The sequence below is a fragment of the Vagococcus sp. JNUCC 83 genome, assembly GCF_053667615.1.
Genome location: NZ_CM132204.1, coordinates 2,240,525 through 2,261,152 on the forward strand (window position 1 = coordinate 2,240,525; position 20,628 = coordinate 2,261,152).

The following is a 20,628-nucleotide window of genomic DNA, read 5'->3' on the forward strand; positions in this document are numbered from 1 at the left end:
GAACACCGCGTTGAATAGTTTCTTTTAAAGAACTGTGAAATGTGTTAATAATTATCTATCGCTAGGTAGTTATTAATAAAAAACAAGCTAACCGTTAGGTTAGAAAAGGTTAAGTGAATAAGGGCGCACGGTGGATGCCTTGGCACTAGAAGCCGATGAAGGACGGGACTAACACCGATATGCTTCGGGGAGCTGTAAGTAAGCTATGATCCGGAGATTTCCGAATGGGGGAACCCAATATCTTTTATAGGATATTATCTAATAGTGAATACATAGCTATTAGAAGGTAGACGCAGAGAACTGAAACATCTAAGTACCTGCAGGAAGAGAAAGAAAAATCGATTTCCTTAGTAGCGGCGAGCGAAACGGAAACAGCCCAAACCAACAAGCTTGCTTGTTGGGGTTGTAGGACTCAGCTGTGGTAGCTGTTGTGGATAGTCGAATCGACTTGGAAAGGTCAGCCGTAGCGGGTAAAAGCCCCGTAGACGAAATTGACAACACACCTATGAGTATCCTGAGTACGGCGGAACACGAGAAATTCCGTCGGAATCCGGGAGGACCATCTCCCAAGGCTAAATACTCTCTAGTGACCGATAGTGAACCAGTACCGTGAGGGAAAGGTGAAAAGCACCCCGGAAGGGGAGTGAAATAGAACCTGAAACCGTGTGCTTACAAGAAGTTAGAGCCCGTTAATGGGTGATAGCGTGCCTTTTGCAGAATGAACCGGCGAGTTACGATAGCATGCGAGGTTAAGCTGAAGAAGCGGAGCCGTAGCGAAAGCGAGTCTGAATAGGGCGAATGAGTATGTTGTCGTAGACCCGAAACCATGTGACCTACCCATGTCCAGGTTGAAGGTGTGGTAAAACGCACTGGAGGACCGAACCCACGTACGTTGAAAAGTGCGGGGATGAGGTGTGGGTAGCGGAGAAATTCCAAACGAACTTGGAGATAGCTGGTTCTCTCCGAAATAGCTTTAGGGCTAGCCTCGGATTTGAGAATGATGGAGGTAGAGCACTGTTTGGACTAGGGGCCCGTCTTGGGTTACCGAATTCAGATAAACTCCGAATGCCATTCATTTATATCCGGGAGTCAGACAGTGAGTGATAAGATCCATTGTCGAAAGGGAAACAGCCCAGACCACCAGCTAAGGTCCCAAAATACATGTTAAGTGGAAAAGGATGTGAGGGTGCACAAACAACTAGGATGTTGGCTCAGAAGCAGCCACCATTTAAAGAGTGCGTAATAGCTCACTAGTCGAGTGCCCTTGCGCCGAAAATGTACCGGGGCTAAACATGTTACCGAAGCTGTGGATAGAACCTTTGGTTCTATGGTAGGAGAGCGTTCTAAGGGCGTTGAAGCTGGATCGTAAGGACTGGTGGAGCGCTTAGAAGTGAGAATGCCGGTATGAGTAGCGAAAGACAGGTGAGAATCCTGTCCACCGAATGACTAAGGTTTCCTGGGGAAGGCTCGTCCTCCCAGGGTTAGTCGGGACCTAAGCTGAGGCCGATAGGCGTAGGCGATGGACAACAGGTTGAGATTCCTGTACTCGTTTGTTTTGTTTGAACAATGGAGGGACACAGGAGGCTATGGGATCGTGCGACTGGAAGTGCACGTTCAAGCAACAAGTCTTGATAAGAGTTAAATGCTTTTATCTTTAAGGACGAGTTGTGATGAGTAGGGAAATAAAGTACCGAAGTCTCAATGTCACACTGTCAAGAAAAGCTTCTAGTTAGAAACAAATGACCCGTACCGCAAACCGACACAGGTAGTCGAGGAGAGAATCCTAAGGTGAGCGAGAGAACTCTCGTTAAGGAACTCGGCAAAATGACCCCGTAACTTCGGGAGAAGGGGTGCTGAACGCAAGTTCAGCCGCAGTGAATAGGCCCAAGCGACTGTTTATCAAAAACACAGGTCTCTGCAAAATCGAAAGATGACGTATAGGGGCTGACGCCTGCCCGGTGCTGGAAGGTTAAGAGGATGGGTTAGCAATAGCGAAGCTCAAAATTGAAGCCCCAGTAAACGGCGGCCGTAACTATAACGGTCCTAAGGTAGCGAAATTCCTTGTCGGGTAAGTTCCGACCCGCACGAAAGGCGTAACGATTTGGGCACTGTCTCAACGAGAGACTCGGTGAAATTTTAGTACCTGTGAAGATGCAGGTTACCCGCGACAGGACGGAAAGACCCCATGGAGCTTTACTGTAGTTTGATATTGAATGTTTGTGACATATGTACAGGATAGGTAGGAGCCGTAGAAGTCGGAACGCTAGTTTCGATGGAGGCGCTGGTGGGATACTACCCTTGTGTTATGACCATTCTAACCCGCACCACTTATCGTGGTGGGAGACAGTGTCAGATGGACAGTTTGACTGGGGCGGTCGCCTCCCAAAAGGTAACGGAGGCGCCCAAAGGTTCCCTCAGAATGGTTGGAAATCATTCGTAGAGTGCAAAGGCAGAAGGGAGCTTGACTGCGAGAGCTACAACTCGAGCAGGGACGAAAGTCGGGCTTAGTGATCCGGTGGTTCCGCATGGAAGGGCCATCGCTCAACGGATAAAAGCTACCCTGGGGATAACAGGCTTATCTCCCCCAAGAGTTCACATCGACGGGGAGGTTTGGCACCTCGATGTCGGCTCGTCGCATCCTGGGGCTGTAGTCGGTCCCAAGGGTTGGGCTGTTCGCCCATTAAAGCGGCACGCGAGCTGGGTTCAGAACGTCGTGAGACAGTTCGGTCCCTATCCGTCGCGGGCGTTGGAAATTTGAGAGGAGCTGTCCTTAGTACGAGAGGACCGGGATGGACATACCTCTGGTGTACCAGTTGTTCTGCCAAGGGCATTGCTGGGTAGCTATGTATGGACGGGATAAACGCTGAAAGCATCTAAGCGTGAAGCCCCCCTCAAGATGAGATTTCCCATTCCTTTAAGGAAGTAAGACCCCTGAAAGATGATCAGGTAGATAGGCTAGGAGTGGAAGTACAGTGATGTATGGAGCGGACTAGTACTAATCGGTCGAGGACTTAACCAAGATAGCGGTGGAAGAATATATTGATACTAACAAAACATCCAGTTTTGAGTGAATAAACACTCAACAGAAATAAAAAGTGCGGTGGCGATGGCAAGAAGGATACACCTGTAACCATGCCGAACACAGAAGTTAAGCTTCTTAGCGCCGAGGGTAGTGAAGGGTTTCCCTTTGTGAGAGTAGGACGTTGCCGTGCTTTTATTTTTATCCGGCATAGCTCAGTTGGTAGTAGCGCATGACTGTTAATCATGATGTCGTAGGTTCGAGTCCTACTGCCGGAGTTCTTTTTATATAAGGTTAAAACTCAGGAGAGTTGTCCGAGTTGGCCGAAGGAGCATGATTGGAAATCATGTAGGCGGTAATAACTGTCTCAAGGGTTCGAATCCCTTACTCTCCGTTTTAAAAGAAAAAGATAATTAATTGGCCCGTTGGTCAAGCGGTTAAGACACCGCCCTTTCACGGCGGTAACACGGGTTCGAGTCCCGTACGGGTCATAAAATATAATATCTACAATAAAAGGTTCCGTGGTGTAGGGGTTAACATGCCTGCCTGTCACGCAGGAGATCGCGGGTTCGATTCCCGTCGGGACCGTTATTGGCGCAGTAGCTCAGTTGGTAGAGCAACGGATTGAAGCTCCGTGTGTCGGCAGTTCGATTCTGTCTTGCGCCATTTGGAGGGGTAGCGAAGTGGCTAAACGCGGCGGACTGTAAATCCGCTCCTTCGGGTTCGGCAGTTCGAATCTGCCCCCCTCCATATTTAAAGGGGTATAGTTTAGTGGTAGAACTACGGTCTCCAAAACCGTCAGCGTGGGTTCGAGTCCTACTACCCCTGTTTTAATATGGCGACTGTGGCGAAGTGGTTAACGCACCGGATTGTGGCTCCGGCATTCGTGGGTTCGATTCCCATCAGTCGCCTTTTTTGTTAATGGGCTATAGCCAAGCGGTAAGGCAACGGACTTTGACTCCGTCACTCGTTGGTTCGAATCCAGCTAGCCCAGTTTATTTAAAGGCGGTATAGCCAAGTGGTAAGGCAGAGGTCTGCAAAACCTTTATCATCGGTTCAAATCCGGTTACCGCCTCTTGTTTTGCCGGCGTGGCGGAATTGGCAGACGCGCTGGACTCAAAATCCAGTGCCCTCACGGGCGTGCCGGTTCGACCCCGGCCGCCGGTATAGTAGCTGACTGTTTAAACATCATCGTTAATTACGATGATGTTTTTTTGTATAGAGATGTTTAAGATGTTTAAAACGTGTTGTTTTACATAAATTCAATCTAAATAGTATGAATATAATAAATTATTTTGTATAATAAAGGTCAATATAAGTCAATTTGTCTTTAAACGTAAGAGGTGGTGATAGTATGGGTAATAAAAATATGTCTGATATAATTGAAGACTATTTAAAAGAATTACTAAAAGAAGAAGATATTATTGAAATTAAACGCGCAGAAATAGCGGAACAATTTAATTGTGTCCCATCACAAATTAATTATGTCATAAATACTAGATTTACGGTTCCTAAAGGTTATAGGGTTGAGAGTAAACGTGGTGGTGGTGGGTATATTCGAATTGTTAAAGTTAAATTAATACAATACACCACGAAATTATGTGAAGAAATACCAAATATGATAAGTAATGGTTTAACTGAAAGTGAAGCATTTGCTATTTTAAATGAATTACAAGATAATGATATTATTACATTTAGAGAAAAACATTTATTGCATGCTACTTTTAAATTAACAGGTATTAGTCGTTCTCCTGAAGAAAAATTATTACGAGCAAATATGATGATTGACGTGTTAGAACGCTTAACTTATGAAGAAGAGGAGCGAGATATATGAGCGAATTATTTACTAAACGGTCAAATGATGTACTAAATTTAGCACAAGAGAGTGCAAAATATTTTAGACATGATGTTGTAGGAACTGAAGATATATTAATTGGATTATTAAAAGAGCCAAGAGGAATTGGTGGGAAATCAATTCGTCAGCTTAATATAGGGGAGGACGATTTATTTGAAGAAGTAGAACAAGTCGTTCAGTATGGTAAGTACAAAGCAAAATCAACAGAATTACTGCCATATTCACCTAGAGCAAAAGATGTACTAGCGTTTGCTGGTGATGAGAGTAAGCGTTTAGGAGCACCAAGCATTGGAACAGAGCATATTTTGTTGGCTTTGATTAGAGAGGATACGCTTTTATCTGCAAGGATTTTACAAAATTTAGGGGTTGAGTTACCTAAATTACGTAAAGATATTTTAAAACGTATCGGAATAACTGAAAATAGTAAAAATGGGAAGTCTAAAAAGGTAGGTAAATCTCCTCGAAATGACGGAACGCCGACACTGGATTCTTTAGCAAGGGATTTAACTCAAAGTGCTCGAGAAAGTCGTTTAGACCCATTAGTTGGCAGAGACGTAGAGGTTGATCGCCTTATACAAGTATTAAGTAGACGAACTAAGAATAATCCTGTTCTTGTAGGGGAGCCTGGTGTAGGGAAAACAGCTATAGCTGAAGGTCTAGCTCAAAGAATAGTCGAAGCTAAAGTACCAAAAGACATGAGAAACAAACGAGTAATGATGCTTGATATGGGAGCTGTGGTAGCTGGAACAAAATACCGTGGTGAATTTGAAGACCGAATGAAAAAATTGGTTGATGAAATTTATCATGATGGTGAAGTTATCTTATTTATTGATGAGTTGCATACTCTAATAGGCGCTGGTGGCGCTGAGGGTGCGATTGATGCGTCTAATATCTTAAAACCAGCACTAGCTCGTGGAGAGTTACAAACAATCGGCGCGACGACACTTGATGAGTATCAAAAATATATAGAAAAAGATTCTGCATTAGAACGTCGTTTTGCTAAAATTATGGTAGATGAGCCAACAGAAGAAGAGACAGTTGCAATCTTGTCTGGATTAAAAAATAAATATGAAGAACATCATCAAGTAGCTATTAATGATGAGGCTGTTCAAGCAGCTGTAAAATTATCTATTCGATATATAAATGACCGACAATTACCTGATAAAGCTATTGACTTAATTGACGAGGCAGCAGCAAGAGTAAGATTAAATAAAGATGAAAGACCTTCTCCTATTGTTAAGCAGCAACAAGTATTAGCTGATATATACAAAGAAAAAGAAGCAGCCATTTTAACGCAAAACTTTTCTGAAGTCGTGGAAATTAGAGAAGTTGAAAAAAAGGCACTGAAAAAATTAGCGAAATTAGTTGAGCAACAAGAAAAAGAAGCAACAAGATACCAACAGAGTGTTACTGAGAAAGATATTGAATCAGTTATTTCTCAGTGGACAGGTATTCCTTTAACTCAGCTTGAGAAAAAAGAAAGTGAACGATTGCTTGAGTTAGAAAAAGTGTTGCACAAACGTGTGGTTGGTCAAGAAGAGGCTGTTGATTCTGTGTCTCGAGCAATCAGACGAGCAAGAAGTGGATTGAAAAGTCCTAATCGACCAATTGGTTCATTTATGTTTTTAGGACCAACAGGAGTAGGGAAAACAGAATTAGCAAAAACTATTGCGCAAGTGATGTTTGGCTCAGAAGATGCATTAATTCGAGTAGATATGTCAGAGTTCATGGAAAAACATAGTACTAGTAGATTAGTTGGGTCACCTCCTGGATATGTTGGATATGATGAGGGTGGACAATTAACTGAGCGTATTCGTCAGAAACCATATTCAGTTGTACTACTTGATGAAGTCGAAAAGGCACATCCAGATGTGTTTAATGTGCTGTTACAAGTACTTGATGATGGGCATTTAACGGATGCTAAAGGACGTAAAGTGGACTTTAAGAATACGATTATTATTATGACATCAAACATCGGTGCGACAGCTTTACGCGATGAAAAGACAGTAGGGTTTGGTGTAACAGATGGAACAAAAGATTATAAAGCAATGAAATCCCGTATTTTAGAAGAGCTGAAAAAATCATTTAGACCAGAGTTCTTAAATCGTGTCGATGAAGTTGTTGTGTTCCACTCACTAAATAAAGAACAATTACATGAAATTGTTAAAATAATGTCTAAAGATGTTATTGAAAGATTAAAAGAACAAGATATTACTTTAAAATTAACTCCAGCTGCTATTGATGTGATTAGTAGTGAAGGGTTTGACCCAGAATACGGAGCTCGTCCTATTCGTCGAGCTCTGCAGAAAGAAGTAGAAGATAAACTAAGTGAATTGTTACTGTCAGGTGAACTTAAAACTGGGGATACTATTACTCTTGGTGCATCAAAGGGAAAAATTAATACGAAAATTAAGCAAGCAGAAAAAGTGTAGCCAGCAAGCGTTAGTTGAATAACTAGCGCTTTTCTATTGTGAAGCATTGCAGTTTTAATAGTCTGTATGGTAGGATAAAATTGTTTATAATGGAATAGGAGTGTCTAGTATGATAGAAATCAGTACGACAGTTGACTCAATAGAACAAGCATGTCAATTAGTTGAGTTAGATATTGATGTCATCTGTTTTGGAGAAGAAGAATTCGGGCTTCGTTTACCGCATTACTTTACAAGAAAAGAAATGTCTGAACTTGTTCAATTAGCTCATGAGAATGGGAAAAAAGCACGTGTGGCAGTGAGTGCCATTATGCACCCAGATAAAATGGAAAAAATACCGGAATATTTAACTTTTTTAGAGTCGATAGGAGTCGATGATATTATTGTTGGCGATCCTGGTGTTATTTATGTTTTACAACGAAATGGCTATAAATTACCTTATATCTATAATGCAGAAACAATGGTAACAAGCTCTCGACAAGTTAATTTTTGGGCCAAGCGTGGAGCGACGGGTGCTGTATTAGCAAGGGAAATTCCGTTTGATGAGTTACAAAAAATTGCTAAAGACACACAAGTGTTTACTGAGGTATTGGTTTATGGAGCCACATGTATCCATCATTCAAAGCGCCCACTGATTACTAATTATTTTAATTTTACCAAACAACAAGATAATGTATCAAAAGAAGATGGACTATTTATATCTGAACCTAAGGATGAAGACACACATTATTCTATTTTTGAAGACAAGCATGGTACACACATTTATGCAACAAATGATGTAGACTTAATGTTTGAACTAAAAGAATTATATGGTAGTGGATTAACTCATTGGAAGTTAGACGGGATGTATACACCAGGAGGAAATTTTGTCTCGATTGTTTCGTGTTTTATTGAAGCAAAACAAGCTTTACTGGCTAATACTTGGACAGAAGATTTAGCTAAGTCGTTGCAAAAAGTGATTATGGAACATCATCCAACGGGCAGAAGTTTGGATACTGGTTTTTATTATTTAGATCCTGAAGAAATTAAGTAGGAGAGAATAGAAATGACAAATACATTGAAACGACCAGAAGTATTAGCTCCAGCAGGTACATTAGAAAAATTAAAAGTCGCTATTCGTTATGGAGCGGATGCTGTTTATATTGGTGGAAATGCTTATGGTTTGAGAAGTCGTGCTGGAAATTTTTCTTACGAAGAAATGGAAGAAGGTGTGGCTTTTGCTAAAGAATACGGTGCTAAAGTGTACGTTGCAGCTAATATGGTAACTCATGAAGGTGATGCTAAAGGTTCTGGTGAATTTTTTAGAAAATTAAGAGATATTGGTATAAGTGCCGTAATTGTTTCTGATCCAGCTTTAATAGAAATCTGTGTTACAGAAGCACCAGGACTTCCCGTCCATTTATCCACACAATCCTCTGCAACAAATTTTGAAACATTGGAGTTTTGGAAAAATGAAGGATTAGAGCGTGTCGTTTTAGGTCGAGAAGTATCGATGGACGAAGTGGCTAAAATTCGTGAAAATACAGATATCGAAATTGAAGCCTTTATTCATGGGGCGATGTGTATCTCTTATTCAGGGCGTTGTACATTATCTAATCATATGAGTCACAGAGATGCGAACCGTGGTGGTTGCTCGCAATCATGCCGTTGGAAATATGATTTATTCGATATGCCATTTGGTGAGGAAAGACGTTCATTAACGGATACAGGTGAAGTTAGTGAACCATTTTCGATGAGTGCAGTGGATATGTCTATGATTGAACATATTCCAGATTTGGTAAAAAATGGTGTCGACAGTCTAAAAATAGAGGGACGTATGAAGTCAATCCATTATGTATCTACTGTTTCTAATGTCTATAAAAAAGCAGTTGATAGTTATATGGAAGATCCGGAAAATTATGTGTGTAAACAAGAATGGATAGATGAATTATGGAAAGTAGCCCAACGAGAATTGGCAACTGGTTTTTATTATCATGTGCCAACTGATGAGGAACAGTTATTTGGAAAACGTCGCAAGATTCCAGTGTATAAGTTCATTGGTGAGGTGTTAGAATATGATGACGCAACAAAAATTGCTACTATCCAACAACGTAATCACTTTAGACTAGATGATCGCATAGAATTTTATGGTCCCGGGTTTACTCATTTTGAACAAAATATTTCAGAAATGTGGAATGAAGATGGTGAGCCTATTGAAAAAGCACCGAATGCTATGATGATTGTGAAAATGCCAGTAGAACAGCCGGTTAAGCCGGGAGACATGATTCGTAAACAAAAATAAAAAGGGAGAAAATAAATGAAAACATTTGATTATATAGTAATTGGTGGCGGAAGTGGCGGAATAGCTTCAGCAAATCGTGCGGGGATGTACGGTGCAAAAGTTCTTTTAATAGAAGGAAATGAACTTGGAGGCACATGCGTTAATGTTGGCTGTGTGCCGAAAAAAGTGATGTGGTCAGCTTCTCAGATGAATGATATGCTACATCATCAAGCATATGAGTATGGATTTGATGTGACTGTCGATGAGTTTAACATGGCGCGTTTAGTAGAAAATCGTCAAACATATATTAAGCGATTAAATGGATTATATTTGAAAGGCTTAGAAAGTAATGGCGTGACTCATATTAAAGGATACGCTAAATTTAAAGAGAAAAATGTGGTAGAAGTGAATGGAAAAACATTTACAGCTCCTCACATTTTAATTGCAACAGGTGGAAAAATTATTCGTCCAGATATTCCAGGTGCAGAATATGGGATTGACTCAAATGGTTTCTTTGAATTAACAGAACTACCAAAACGTGTGGCAGTAGTTGGAGCAGGTTATATTGCAGTTGAAATCGCAGGTGTGCTACACGGATTAGGAGCAACAACTCACTTGGCATTTAGACGTGACACATTTTTACGTGAATTTGATGAGTTGTTGATTAAAGGATTAACTGAGAGTTATGAAAAAAGTGGTATGAACTTACATGCCAATAGTGTGCCTAAAAAAGTCGAAAAAATAGACAATAGTTATGTGTTGCATTTTGAAAATGGTCATTCTCTTGAAGTGGATGAAATTATTTGGGCAATTGGTAGAGTGCCAAATATGGATGGATTAAATCTTGACGTGACAGATGTTGAATTGACCGATAGAGGAGCCATAAAAGTAGATAAATATCAAAATACAACACAAGAAGGAATCTATGCTGTTGGGGATGTTATTGATAAAATAAATCTAACACCTGTAGCAATTGCAGCGGGGAGAAGATTATCAGAACGATTATTTAATCATCAAGGTAATATGTACTTAGAGTATCATACTGTCCCAACTGTAGTCTTTTCACATCCAGCGATTGGTACAGTTGGTTTAACAGAAAAAGAAGCGAGAGAGCAATACGGAGATGATGTTAAGATATATACTTCCCGTTTTACACCAATGCAATTTGCGATAACTGAAGTTCGCGAAAAATGTTGGATGAAACTTGTGTGTGTCGGAAAAGAAGAAAAGATTGTTGGATTACACGGTATTGGCCTTGGTGTGGATGAAATGTTACAAGGATTTGCTGTTGCTGTTAGGATGGGTGCAACAAAAGCTGATTTTGATCAGACAGTGGCGATTCACCCAACTGGGGCAGAAGAATTTGTTACAATGAGATAGCGGAAAATAAAAAACGCTAATTAAATTTATTATTATATAATAACAAGTTGAAAACATTTTGAAAGTAACTGTTCTATCGGGTATAATAAGTTTGTTAAATAGATTTATATAAGGAGGATTATTTATGGATATCGAATTTTTGGCGCGGTTCCAGTTTGGTATGACAACTGTCTTCCATTTCTTTTTCGTGCCGATGTCTATTGGAATGGCATTTGCCGTTGCAGTAATGGAGACAATGTATGTTGTCAAAAAAGATAAAATTTATAAAGATATGGCAAAATTTTGGGGAAATATCTTCTTAATTGGTTTTGCTGTAGGGGTTGTAACAGGGCTTATTCAGGAATTTCAATTTGGGATGAACTGGTCTGAATATTCTCGTTTTATGGGGGATATTTTTGGCGCACCTCTTGCAGTAGAAGCATTACTTGCATTCTTTATGGAATCAACATTTATTGGATTATGGATGTTTGGTTGGGACAAGTTTAATGAAAAATTGCATTTATTATTTATTTGGTTAGTTTCAATCGGTACTGCATTATCAGCACTTTGGATTCTTGCAGCAAATTCATTCATGCAAAATCCAGTTGCTTATTCAATCAATGAAGCAACTGGCCGTGCAGAATTGACAAGTTTTTTTGGGTTACTAAAAAATCATCAATTATGGGTAGAATACCCACATGTGTTGTTTGGTGCAATTGTAACGGGTGGTTTTGTTATTGCAGGATCATCAGCATGGAAAATGCTTAAAAACAAAGACATGGAATTCTTTAAAAAATCAATGAATATCGGATTGATTTTAGGTTTAGTAGGCTCAATTTTAACTATTGGTGCTGGTCACCAACAAATGATTGCTGTTGCAAATGACCAACCAATGAAATTTGCGGCAATGGAAGGTATTTATGAAGATACGTCTTCGCCTGCACCATGGAATATTATTGCATCTATTGATACAAAAGACAAAGAAACAAAATGGGAAATTTCTGTACCTTACTTACTAACACTTTTAGGTGGCGAGGATAAATATATTGGAATGGACCAAGCAAATACAGAGTTACATGATGAGTATGATGCAAAATTTGGTTCAGATGTGGATTATTATTTACCAGTGAAAACATTATTCTGGGGATTCAGATTTATGGCAGGTTTTGGGACATTAATGGCATTAATGGCAGTGGTAGGTTTATTCTTACTACATAAAAATAAGATTCAAAATATGAAATGGTTGTTATGGCTGTTTGTCGCTGGAATCAGCTTCCCATTCATTTCTAACACATTTGGTTGGTTAGTAACAGAATTAGGTCGTTCTCCATGGACTGTTTATGGTTTATTTACTATCGCAGATAGTGTATCACCAGGAGTATCAGCTACATCATTATTAATTAGTAACATTGTTTATTTCTTATTATTTAGCGTGTTAGGTTATGTCATGTTTATCTTCTGTAAACGTGCGGTTAAAAAAGGACCTTACTATGTTGATCCATCTGAAGCGAAAAAAGATGGTATAGATCCATTTGCAAAGGGGGTTCTGTAAAATGAGTAATTTACAATTTTTATGGTTTATTTTAATAGGAGTCTTATTTTCAGGATTCTTCTTTTTAGAAGGATTTGACTTTGGTGTTGGGATGTCAGTTAAATTGGTTGCTCGTAATAAGCGCGAACGTGACCAAGTTATTGAAACAATTGGACCTATTTGGGAAAGTAACTTAGTGTGGTTAATTACAGCTGGGGGAGCAATGTTTGCATCTTTCCCTGAGTGGTACGCGTCTTTATTTAGTGGATTCTACTTAATTTTATTATTTATTTTAGTAGGATTAATTATCCGCGGGGTATCATTTAAATTCAGAAGTAGCTCTGAAAATGCTAGAGAACGTAATACTTGGGAATGGGCATTGTTTTTAGGAAGTGTGATTGTTCCGTTTCTATTTGGAATGATGTTTGTTGACTTAGTAATGGGTCTACCAATGGATGCTTCTAAAAACGTGATGAACGCATCATTTACTGATTATGTTAATCTGTTTTCTATTGTTGGTGGTGTGGCAGTGACTTTAGTTAGTTTCTTGCATGGGTTAAACTACTTACGATTAAAAACCGAAGGAGCTGTACGTGAACGTTCATTAGCTATCGCGAAAAAATTATACCCAGTTTTATTTGCTGGATTAGTTGTTTTTGCTATCTTAGCTTATTTGAAAACAGATTTCTTTACTGAACGTTTTACATCTTCATTAATTCTTTTAGTTTTAATTGTGGTCTTTGCGGCACTTGCTGCTTATGGTACATATAAAGATAAAGAAGGATTATCATTTATTTCAACAGGATTAGTATTTATAGGCATTGTAGCATTCTTATTTAATGGGTTATACCCACGTGTTATGATTGCCCAAGATTCACAATTTAGTTTATTAATTGAAAATGCATCAAGTACGCCGTATACATTGAAAGTAATGACAATTGTTACAGTAGTATTATTACCAATCGTATTACTTTATGTTGCTTGGGCATATAAACAATTTGCAAAACGTGTCAAGATTGATAGATAAAGGGAGTTGTACCTAATTGATTGATAAGAATTTATTTCGTATTGATAAAATTAGGTCGGTCTTAATTGGGCTTGTAGGATTAGGAATCCTACAAGCCTTATTAATTATCGGACAGGCTTATTTTTTATCAAGAGGTATCAGTGCGTTGTGGAGCGGGGCAACCGTCGCATCGCAAACGATGTCGCTTATTTTGTTTTTTTCTTGTTTTTTTGGTAGACAGTTAGTATTGTATGTTCGAGATAAATCTCTTGATAAGTATGCATACAAAGAAGCACGTAAAGTACGCCAACAATTATTAAAAAAAATATTTCGTTTAGGCCCTAATTTTGTCCAAAAAGAAGGAACAGGGAATATGGTGACAATGACAATTGAAGGAATTGATCAGGTTGAAAATTACATTACATTAATTTTGCCTAAATTAACGAATATGATGGTAATTCCTTGGCTTATTTTATTATTTGTTTTTACTCAAGATATTCGTTCAGGGGTTATTTTGTTGTTAGTATTTCCTATTATTATTTTATTTATGATTATTTTGGGGTATGCTGCTAGAGCAAAAGCTGATCGACAATATGAAGGATTTCAACTTTTGAGTAATCACTTTTTAGATTCTTTGCGTGGAATCGAAACATTGTATTTTTTAGGGTTAAGTAAGAAATATGAAAAAAATGTGTATGAAATAAGTGAAGACTATCGAAAAGCTACTATGAGTACGTTGAAAATAGCTATACTTTCAACATTTGCTCTGGACTTTTTTACCACGCTATCAGTAGCAATTGTGGCAGTATTTTTAGGATTTAAATTAATGAATGGTGATATATTACTGTTTCCTGCGTTAACAACACTTATATTGGCACCTGATTTCTTTTTACCATTGCGTGATTTTTCAAATGATTATCATGCGACACTAGATGGTGGAAATACATTAAAGTCAATTTTTTCTATATTAGATCAAAAAGAATTAGCTGAAGATGGAACACTAGATTTAAGTGGCACTTGGGATGAATCCGATAAACTATCACTAAATGATTTATCACTAAAATATGATGATTCTCAAGAACAAACCACGTTAACTGATATTTCTTTTGATTGGCAAGGTAGTGGAAAGATAGGTATTGTGGGATTATCAGGATCTGGAAAATCGACATTAATCAAATTACTAGGCGGTTTTTTAGAAGCGACTGAACCTAGTATACAAATCAATGATTCAAATGTTAGCAATTTGCAAAAAAAAGTATGGCAAGATCAACTGTTTTATATCCCGCAAGACCCTTATATATTTCATGGGTCACTAAAAGAAAATATTACTTTTTATCATCCACAAGCAAGTTTTGAAGAATGTACAGAAGCCATTAAACAAGCGGGATTAATTGACGTTATTGAAGAATTACCAGATGGTTGGGACACAATTATCGGCGAAGGTGGTCAACTGTTAAGTGGTGGACAGTATCAAAGAGTTGCTGTGGCTAGGGCTTTGTTAGATAAAGAGCGTAAAGTATTACTATTTGATGAGCCGACAGCTCACTTGGATGTAGAAACAGAATACGAATTAAAAGAAACGATGCTACCATTATTTGAAGATAAATTAGTCTTTTTTGCCACACATCGTCTACATTGGATGAGAGAAATGGATTATATTTTGGTAATGGAAGATGGAAAAATTGTTGAACAAGGAACATATGATGAATTGCGTGCAAAAAATGGTGCCTATCAACAGTTTGCTGATCAATTGAAAGGAGGGTTATAGAAATGAAACAAGACCATTTATTATTAACGAAGCAAGATCAGTGGGTGAGACCATTTTTTAAGAAATATAAAAAGTTACTTGCTTTGGTTTTATTTCTAGGTTTTTTAACTTTCTTTTCGGCAGCAGCTCTAATGTTTACCTCAGGGTACTTAATTAGTAAATCCGCAACAAAGCCTGAAAATATTTTGATGGTATATGTCCCAATTGTTTTAACTCGAGCGTTTGGTATTGCCAGACCAACTTTTAGATATATTGAGCGTTTAGGAAGCCATAATTGGGTGTTAAAGATGACGTCAGATATTCGTGTCCGGTTGTATCGTTCACTAGAAACTGAAGCCGCAGATGCTAAAGAAAACTATCAATCCGGTAGTTTATTAGGTCTATTATCTGAGGATATCAATCATATTCAAAATCTTTATTTAAGAACAATTTTTCCTATTTGCACATCTTATATTTTATATATATTTATTATTATTGGGTTGGGGTATTTTTCATTACCTTTTGCAGGCTTGATGTTATTATTATTTGGTTTAATATTAGTCGTATTGCCTTTGGCTGCAGTATTAGTTAATAATGCAAGAGTATATCGAAAAAAAGCTAAAAAGCATGTTTTGTATGATGACTTAACAGATGCAGTATTGGGTGTAGCAGATTGGCAATATAGTGGTCGATATGAAGAATTTTTAACTCAATATAATGAAGCTGAGTCAAGTGTCAGACAAGAAGATTATCAGTTAAATCATTATTCAAGAGTAGAAGGTGTTATTAAACAATTAATTTTTGGTGTCATTGCTGTTTGTCTATTCATTTGGGCTGGAACATACTTTATTGCTCAAGGAAATCAAGCAGCTTTAAACTGGATTGCCGCTTTTGTGCTATCTTTTTTTCCATTACTTGATGCGTTTGGACCAGTAAGTGATTCGGTCAAAGAATTACCAATTTATGAAGATACTGTTCAACGTTTATCTAAATTGCCTAACCCAGAGCAAGTACAAGTATCGTCGACAATAAAAGAAGTTGAACTATCATCAACGACAATCACGTTAGATAACGTCAGTTTTAAATATACTCAAGGAAAAAGAGAGCTTCTGTCTCATTTTAATTTAACCATACCTGAAGGAAAAGTAGTGGCTTTGTTAGGAAAAAGTGGTATGGGAAAGACAACTTTAACTAAAATTATACGGGGCGATTTACTTCCTAATTCTGGCTCAGTCTATGTCGGAGGAGTAAATATTAAAGATTTAAGTGGACAACAAGCACGTTATTTTGGTGTCTTAAATCAGCATCCGTATTTGTTTAATACGAGTTTAAAAAATAATATTCGTTTAGGAAATTTAGATGCTACGGATGAAGAGGTATTCAACGCAATTGAAATTGCTGGACTAAAACAAGTTGTAGAACGTTTGCCACAAGGCATGGATACATTAGTTGAAGAAGGTGGAAAACGTTTTTCAGGAGGAGAGCAACAACGGATTGCGCTAGCTAGAATACTACTACAAGATGCCCCGATTATTATTATTGATGAACCAACAATTGGGTTGGACCCATTGACTGAAAAACAATTGTTAGAGACAGTATTTGAAGCACTAAAAAATAAAACTGTTATATGGATTACTCACCATTTAGTCGGTATACATCATGCAGATGACGTTGTTTTTATAGAAAATGGTAGAATAGAAATGTCTGGAAATCCAAAAGAATTACTAGCAACAAACGAGCACTTTGGACAATTGTATAAAATGGATGTTTATGAATAGAAAAGTATTCCCTAAAACAGGGATACTTTTTATTTAAATAGAAGCTAAACAAAATATTGTTAATACATTGTTTAATGTCATAAAACAACTTTACAATTTGCATCAGAAAAGGTACTATTAATACGAGTATCTAATTAATACTAATGATGGTACATGTTAAAAAGATAAGATGATAGTGGAGGGAGTTTAGAATTATGCCTTTAGAGGATTTTGTTATAGATGTTCAACTATATGAAGATGAAACAAAAAAACCAACCGATCAGAGCGTTATTTTATTACCTGTTCAGAACATAACGACAAAGAAAAATCAGTTATTATTAAAATGGTCAAATCGCAAAATGAAATGGTCTCAGTCGCTGATTGCAAAAGCAGTGGAATTATTTATTTCTAATTGGGAAAAAACATTTTCTTTATATCCTATTGAACGAGTATTTTTAGATTATACGGCTCATGAGAGACTAGAATTACTAATAACATTTGATGCGAGTAGATTATATTCTAATACACAAATTAGAAATATAAAAACCAATGCGCCTAAGTTGTTAAACACAGCAATGGATGAAGCTTATAATCAATATGGGGCTCTAGAAAATCAAGTAGAACAACAATTTAGTCCTACCAGTTCAGCAATGGATTATGATCGATATGAAAAGACTAATACAAATGCCTTATCATATAGTGATGCTTCACCAATCCAATCTGGTAGTTTTAGGAGAGAAACTAGTTTTCAAGAGCATCAGGATATGTTAGATAAACAACAACGTATCTATGAATTAGAACAAAAAATTACTGAAAATTCTCAAGTAATTAAATCATATGAAATGGACTTACAGACAACACAACGTGAATACGAACTAAAAATTTCTCAAGTGAGTCAAGAGAATGATACGTTAAAACAAAAGATTATTTCATACCAGGATAACGAAATTGATTTTAGACAACAACTTCAGATGAAAAAATCTGAAATTCTTGATTTAAAAAATACTGTAAATGAGTTGAACGTTGAGTTAGAACAAGGAATTGAATCTTGGAAACAAAAGCTTCAACAGACACAATTCGAGAATGAAGAGCTTCGTATGGTGATTACTGAAAATCAACAATTTGAAGAGCAAGTGCAAGTTTCACTGAATGAGGCAACGTTAAAATTAAAAGAAAAAGAAGCTCAATTAGCACAACTTGAACAAGAAAACGCTATAGCAACAAGAGAATGGCAGATGAAAAATCAGCAGTTATTATCTGAACAACAGCGTTTGCAAGAACAACAAGACAAATTGGATAAATTATTATCTGAACGACAAACAATGGTTCAGCACTTGAGTGATGAGTTAAATCAAAAAGAACAAGAATTGAAAAAATTAGTATTTGAGCACCAGCAAGCGGTTCAGGAATACCAACATCAATCAACAAAAAAAGAAAAAGAATTTGCCGAATTAAATTCTTCAAAAAATGAAGAAATTCAACGATTATCTCAGCGTCTAGAAAAGCAACAACATTTGGTTAATCAATTAATGGACTCACAAGAAACGACTCAATCTAAGTGGCAAGATAACTATAACCGCTTAGAAACTAATTATCGTGCAGCTGCCAGTCGAGTGTTTGATTTGGAGAAAGAATTAGCTAAGCTAAAACAATCCAGTTATACTAATCCAGCTGTTAATGATAGAATTTTTTCATCAATTGCTTTGGAAAACGATAATTTACCAGAAATAGATACACCAAAACAACCAATATTTGATCCAGTTGAAATGGTCGAAGAAGAAGATTTTAATGTACCTGAAATAGATTTAGAGGAAACAGTTCAATTAGAAGACCCGCTAGATCAATCATATCATTATACAGATGATGAGGAAGTTGAGTCAGACTATACTGATTACGATGACGATGATTATAGTTACGACGATGACTATGATTATGATGAAGATTATAGCTACGATGATGATTATGACTATGATGGCTATGATGAAGATTATGACTATGATGATGATGTTTTAGGTTATGACGAAGAATCAGTCATGGATGATGTAGATAGTATCTTAAGTGATACAGAAGATGAAGAAGGAAAAGAAAAAATACGTAAAAAAGAATATGTTGCTTTTGAAAGTCAGCTAGATGAATTATCTGATAGATGGTCTGAATTAAAAAATCAAGATAATGTCTTTAAAAAATGGGCTGAACCTAAAATGAAGAAGTTTGATCGATTCTATAAGAAATTAGATGATAATGTGAAAGCACCAAAATTTTTATCACGTTCTTATGTGATGACCGAAGAAGTATGGGGAGAAATCCAAGCTTATGCTCTGATTAGTCGTCATCTAAAAACAATTTTAGATTATGAAAATTAAAGTTAAAACCTCTTTTTAAAAAGAGGTTTTTTATAATATCGGGATTAAAAAATACGATAAATCTTTACAACAGATGAAATAGTTTGATAGATTTATTAGTGTAGTGAGAAAGTAGTTAAGAAAAGAGTAGGGGATGACGTATGGAATTATTATTCACCATTGTATTGATTTTATTTTCAACAAAAGTAGCAGGGCACCTATCAGTAAAACTCGGACAACCAGCTGTTTTGGGGAAGCTGTTGGTAGGTATCTTAATTGGTCCAGCGGTATTAGGATGGATTAATGACTCGGCTATATTTCAAGAATTTTCAGAAGTTGGTGTTTTGTTATTGATGTTTCTAGCTGGACTTGAAACAGATGCAGAGCAACTAAAAGAAAACTGGAAACCATCTGTTGCAGTAGCTGTTTTAGGTATATTGATACCCTTTGCAAGTGCTTTTGCTATGGGAGAGTTATTTGGATTCACATTTAATGAAGGTATTTTTCTAGGAGTACTCTTTTCGGCTACTAGTGTAAGTATCACAGTGCAAGTTTTAAAAGAGATGGGTATGATGCAAACTAGAGAGGCAACAACTATTTTAGGAGCTGCTGTGGTTGATGATATATTAGTTGTCACACTATTGGCATTTGTGATGTCATTTATGGGCGAGGATACATCTAGTACATCTGTTCCTATATTACTATTGAAAAAAGTGTTATTCTTTGTTGTCGCTTTTGTCGTTGGAATTTACATTGTACCTAAGTTTCTAGAAATTTTTTCAAAATTTAAAGTGACAGCACCAGTGACAGCTGCGGCGTTAATTGTTGCATTTGGTTTTGCTTATTTTGGTGAGATGTTAGGCATGGCTGGTATTATAGGAACATTTTTAGCGGGGTTATTTATTTCTCAAACGTCATTTCAACATGAAGTAGAAAAGACAGTAGATCCTATAGCTAATGCGTTATTTGTACCATTCTTTTATGTGAGTGTAGGAATTAGTATTTCATTTGATGGAGTATTTAGTCAAATAGGATTCCTTGTAGCATGTACAATTGTTGCTATATTATCTAAATTATTTGGCGGTTTCCTTGGCGCAAAAGTAACAGGGTTCGACAACCATTCATCTTTAGCGATTGGTTCAGGTATGGTCTCTCGTGGAGAAGTAGCATTAATCATTGGGACTACAGGTCTAGCTACAGGATTATTATCACAAGAATACTATACAACTGTTATCATTTCAGTTATTTTAACAACATTAATTGCTCCACCAATGTTGAAGCATTACTTTATGAAAATATATCCTAAAAAATAATAATTAAGAG

The 20,628-nt window shown here is 37.2% G+C and carries 11 protein-coding genes, 11 tRNA genes and 2 rRNA genes; all 24 read left to right on the top strand.

What is annotated here, in order from left to right; genetic code table 11:
- The first annotated feature begins 107 nt into the window (after positions 1-107).
- The 24 genes from JNUCC83_RS10995 (at position 108) to JNUCC83_RS11110 (ending at position 20,618) form a co-directional block, all read left to right on the top strand.
- A 23S ribosomal RNA gene (locus JNUCC83_RS10995) occupies positions 108-3,019 on the top strand.
- A gap of 77 nt (positions 3,020-3,096) precedes the next feature.
- Positions 3,097-3,212 (top strand): 5S ribosomal RNA (gene rrf / locus JNUCC83_RS11000).
- 11 nt (positions 3,213-3,223) lie between these two features.
- A tRNA-Asn gene (locus tag JNUCC83_RS11005) sits at positions 3,224-3,297 on the top strand.
- Positions 3,298-3,323: 26 nt separating this feature from the next.
- A tRNA-Ser gene (locus JNUCC83_RS11010) sits at positions 3,324-3,413 on the top strand.
- Between the two features lie 25 nt (positions 3,414-3,438).
- Positions 3,439-3,510 (top strand) — tRNA-Glu (locus tag JNUCC83_RS11015).
- 24 nt (positions 3,511-3,534) lie between these two features.
- Positions 3,535-3,607, top strand: a tRNA-Asp gene (locus tag JNUCC83_RS11020).
- Positions 3,608-3,612: 5 nt separating this feature from the next.
- Positions 3,613-3,685, top strand: a tRNA-Phe gene (locus JNUCC83_RS11025).
- A gap of 3 nt (positions 3,686-3,688) precedes the next feature.
- Positions 3,689-3,769, top strand: a tRNA-Tyr gene (locus tag JNUCC83_RS11030).
- 7 nt (positions 3,770-3,776) lie between these two features.
- A tRNA-Trp gene (locus JNUCC83_RS11035) sits at positions 3,777-3,847 on the top strand.
- A gap of 10 nt (positions 3,848-3,857) precedes the next feature.
- Positions 3,858-3,930, top strand: a tRNA-His gene (locus JNUCC83_RS11040).
- An 11-nt stretch (positions 3,931-3,941) separates the two neighbouring features.
- Positions 3,942-4,013, top strand: a tRNA-Gln gene (locus tag JNUCC83_RS11045).
- Positions 4,014-4,023: 10 nt separating this feature from the next.
- Positions 4,024-4,094: transfer RNA gene (locus tag JNUCC83_RS11050), tRNA-Cys, on the top strand.
- Between the two features lie 8 nt (positions 4,095-4,102).
- Positions 4,103-4,186, top strand: a tRNA-Leu gene (locus tag JNUCC83_RS11055).
- Positions 4,187-4,373: 187 nt separating this feature from the next.
- Positions 4,374-4,853, top strand: a complete 480-nt coding sequence (locus JNUCC83_RS11060; protein ID WP_454460007.1) for a CtsR family transcriptional regulator — start codon at positions 4,374-4,376, stop codon at positions 4,851-4,853.
- Positions 4,850-7,306: an ATP-dependent Clp protease ATP-binding subunit gene (locus JNUCC83_RS11065; protein ID WP_454460008.1), complete on the top strand. Its 2,457-nt coding sequence runs from the start codon at positions 4,850-4,852 to the stop codon at positions 7,304-7,306. The genes JNUCC83_RS11060 and JNUCC83_RS11065 overlap by 4 nt, the downstream gene beginning before the upstream one ends.
- Positions 7,307-7,415: 109 nt before the next feature.
- Complete coding sequence (locus tag JNUCC83_RS11070) at positions 7,416-8,336, top strand: peptidase U32 family protein (RefSeq protein ID WP_454460009.1); 921 nt, start codon at positions 7,416-7,418, stop codon at positions 8,334-8,336.
- A 12-nt stretch (positions 8,337-8,348) separates the two neighbouring features.
- Positions 8,349-9,584, top strand: a complete 1,236-nt coding sequence (locus JNUCC83_RS11075; RefSeq protein WP_454460010.1) for a peptidase U32 family protein — start codon at positions 8,349-8,351, stop codon at positions 9,582-9,584.
- 15 nt (positions 9,585-9,599) lie between these two features.
- The gene (gene gor, locus JNUCC83_RS11080; RefSeq protein WP_454460011.1) at positions 9,600-10,943 is read left to right on the top strand and encodes a glutathione-disulfide reductase; all 1,344 of its coding nucleotides are present in this window, start codon (positions 9,600-9,602) and stop codon (positions 10,941-10,943) included.
- Positions 10,944-11,067: 124 nt separating this feature from the next.
- Positions 11,068-12,474 (top strand): cytochrome ubiquinol oxidase subunit I, encoded by a 1,407-nt coding sequence (locus JNUCC83_RS11085; RefSeq protein ID WP_454460012.1) that lies wholly within the window; start codon positions 11,068-11,070, stop codon positions 12,472-12,474.
- Between the two features lies 1 nt (position 12,475).
- A complete protein-coding gene (gene cydB, locus JNUCC83_RS11090; protein ID WP_454460013.1) occupies positions 12,476-13,480 on the top strand; it encodes a cytochrome d ubiquinol oxidase subunit II in 1,005 nt (334 codons plus the stop codon).
- A gap of 16 nt (positions 13,481-13,496) precedes the next feature.
- Complete coding sequence (gene cydD / locus JNUCC83_RS11095; RefSeq protein WP_454460014.1) at positions 13,497-15,227, top strand: thiol reductant ABC exporter subunit CydD; 1,731 nt, start codon at positions 13,497-13,499, stop codon at positions 15,225-15,227.
- Positions 15,228-15,229: 2 nt separating this feature from the next.
- Complete coding sequence (gene cydC / locus JNUCC83_RS11100; RefSeq protein WP_454460015.1) at positions 15,230-16,984, top strand: thiol reductant ABC exporter subunit CydC; 1,755 nt, start codon at positions 15,230-15,232, stop codon at positions 16,982-16,984.
- Between the two features lie 194 nt (positions 16,985-17,178).
- Positions 17,179-19,326, top strand: coding sequence for a coiled-coil domain-containing protein (locus JNUCC83_RS11105; RefSeq protein WP_454460016.1), 2,148 nt, complete (start codon positions 17,179-17,181; stop codon positions 19,324-19,326).
- 140 nt (positions 19,327-19,466) lie between these two features.
- Positions 19,467-20,618 carry a cation:proton antiporter gene (locus JNUCC83_RS11110; protein ID WP_454460017.1) on the top strand — a complete coding sequence of 384 codons (1,152 nt, stop codon included), beginning with the start codon at positions 19,467-19,469 and terminating at the stop codon, positions 20,616-20,618.
- The last annotated feature ends 10 nt before the right edge of the window (positions 20,619-20,628 follow it).

What these genes read in the sequence shown, in the direction of transcription:
- JNUCC83_RS11060 (WP_454460007.1), top strand. Translation starts at nt 4,374, where the DNA reads ATGGGTAATAAAAATATGTCTGATATAATTGAAGACTATTTAAAAGAA.
- JNUCC83_RS11065 (WP_454460008.1), top strand. Translation starts at nt 4,850, where the DNA reads ATGAGCGAATTATTTACTAAACGGTCAAATGATGTACTAAATTTAGCA.
- JNUCC83_RS11070 (WP_454460009.1), top strand. Translation starts at nt 7,416, where the DNA reads ATGATAGAAATCAGTACGACAGTTGACTCAATAGAACAAGCATGTCAA.
- JNUCC83_RS11075 (WP_454460010.1), top strand. Translation starts at nt 8,349, where the DNA reads ATGACAAATACATTGAAACGACCAGAAGTATTAGCTCCAGCAGGTACA.
- gor (WP_454460011.1), top strand. Translation starts at nt 9,600, where the DNA reads ATGAAAACATTTGATTATATAGTAATTGGTGGCGGAAGTGGCGGAATA.
- JNUCC83_RS11085 (WP_454460012.1), top strand. Translation starts at nt 11,068, where the DNA reads ATGGATATCGAATTTTTGGCGCGGTTCCAGTTTGGTATGACAACTGTC.
- cydB (WP_454460013.1), top strand. Translation starts at nt 12,476, where the DNA reads ATGAGTAATTTACAATTTTTATGGTTTATTTTAATAGGAGTCTTATTT.
- cydC (WP_454460015.1), top strand. Translation starts at nt 15,230, where the DNA reads ATGAAACAAGACCATTTATTATTAACGAAGCAAGATCAGTGGGTGAGA.
- JNUCC83_RS11105 (WP_454460016.1), top strand. Translation starts at nt 17,179, where the DNA reads ATGCCTTTAGAGGATTTTGTTATAGATGTTCAACTATATGAAGATGAA.
- JNUCC83_RS11110 (WP_454460017.1), top strand. Translation starts at nt 19,467, where the DNA reads ATGGAATTATTATTCACCATTGTATTGATTTTATTTTCAACAAAAGTA.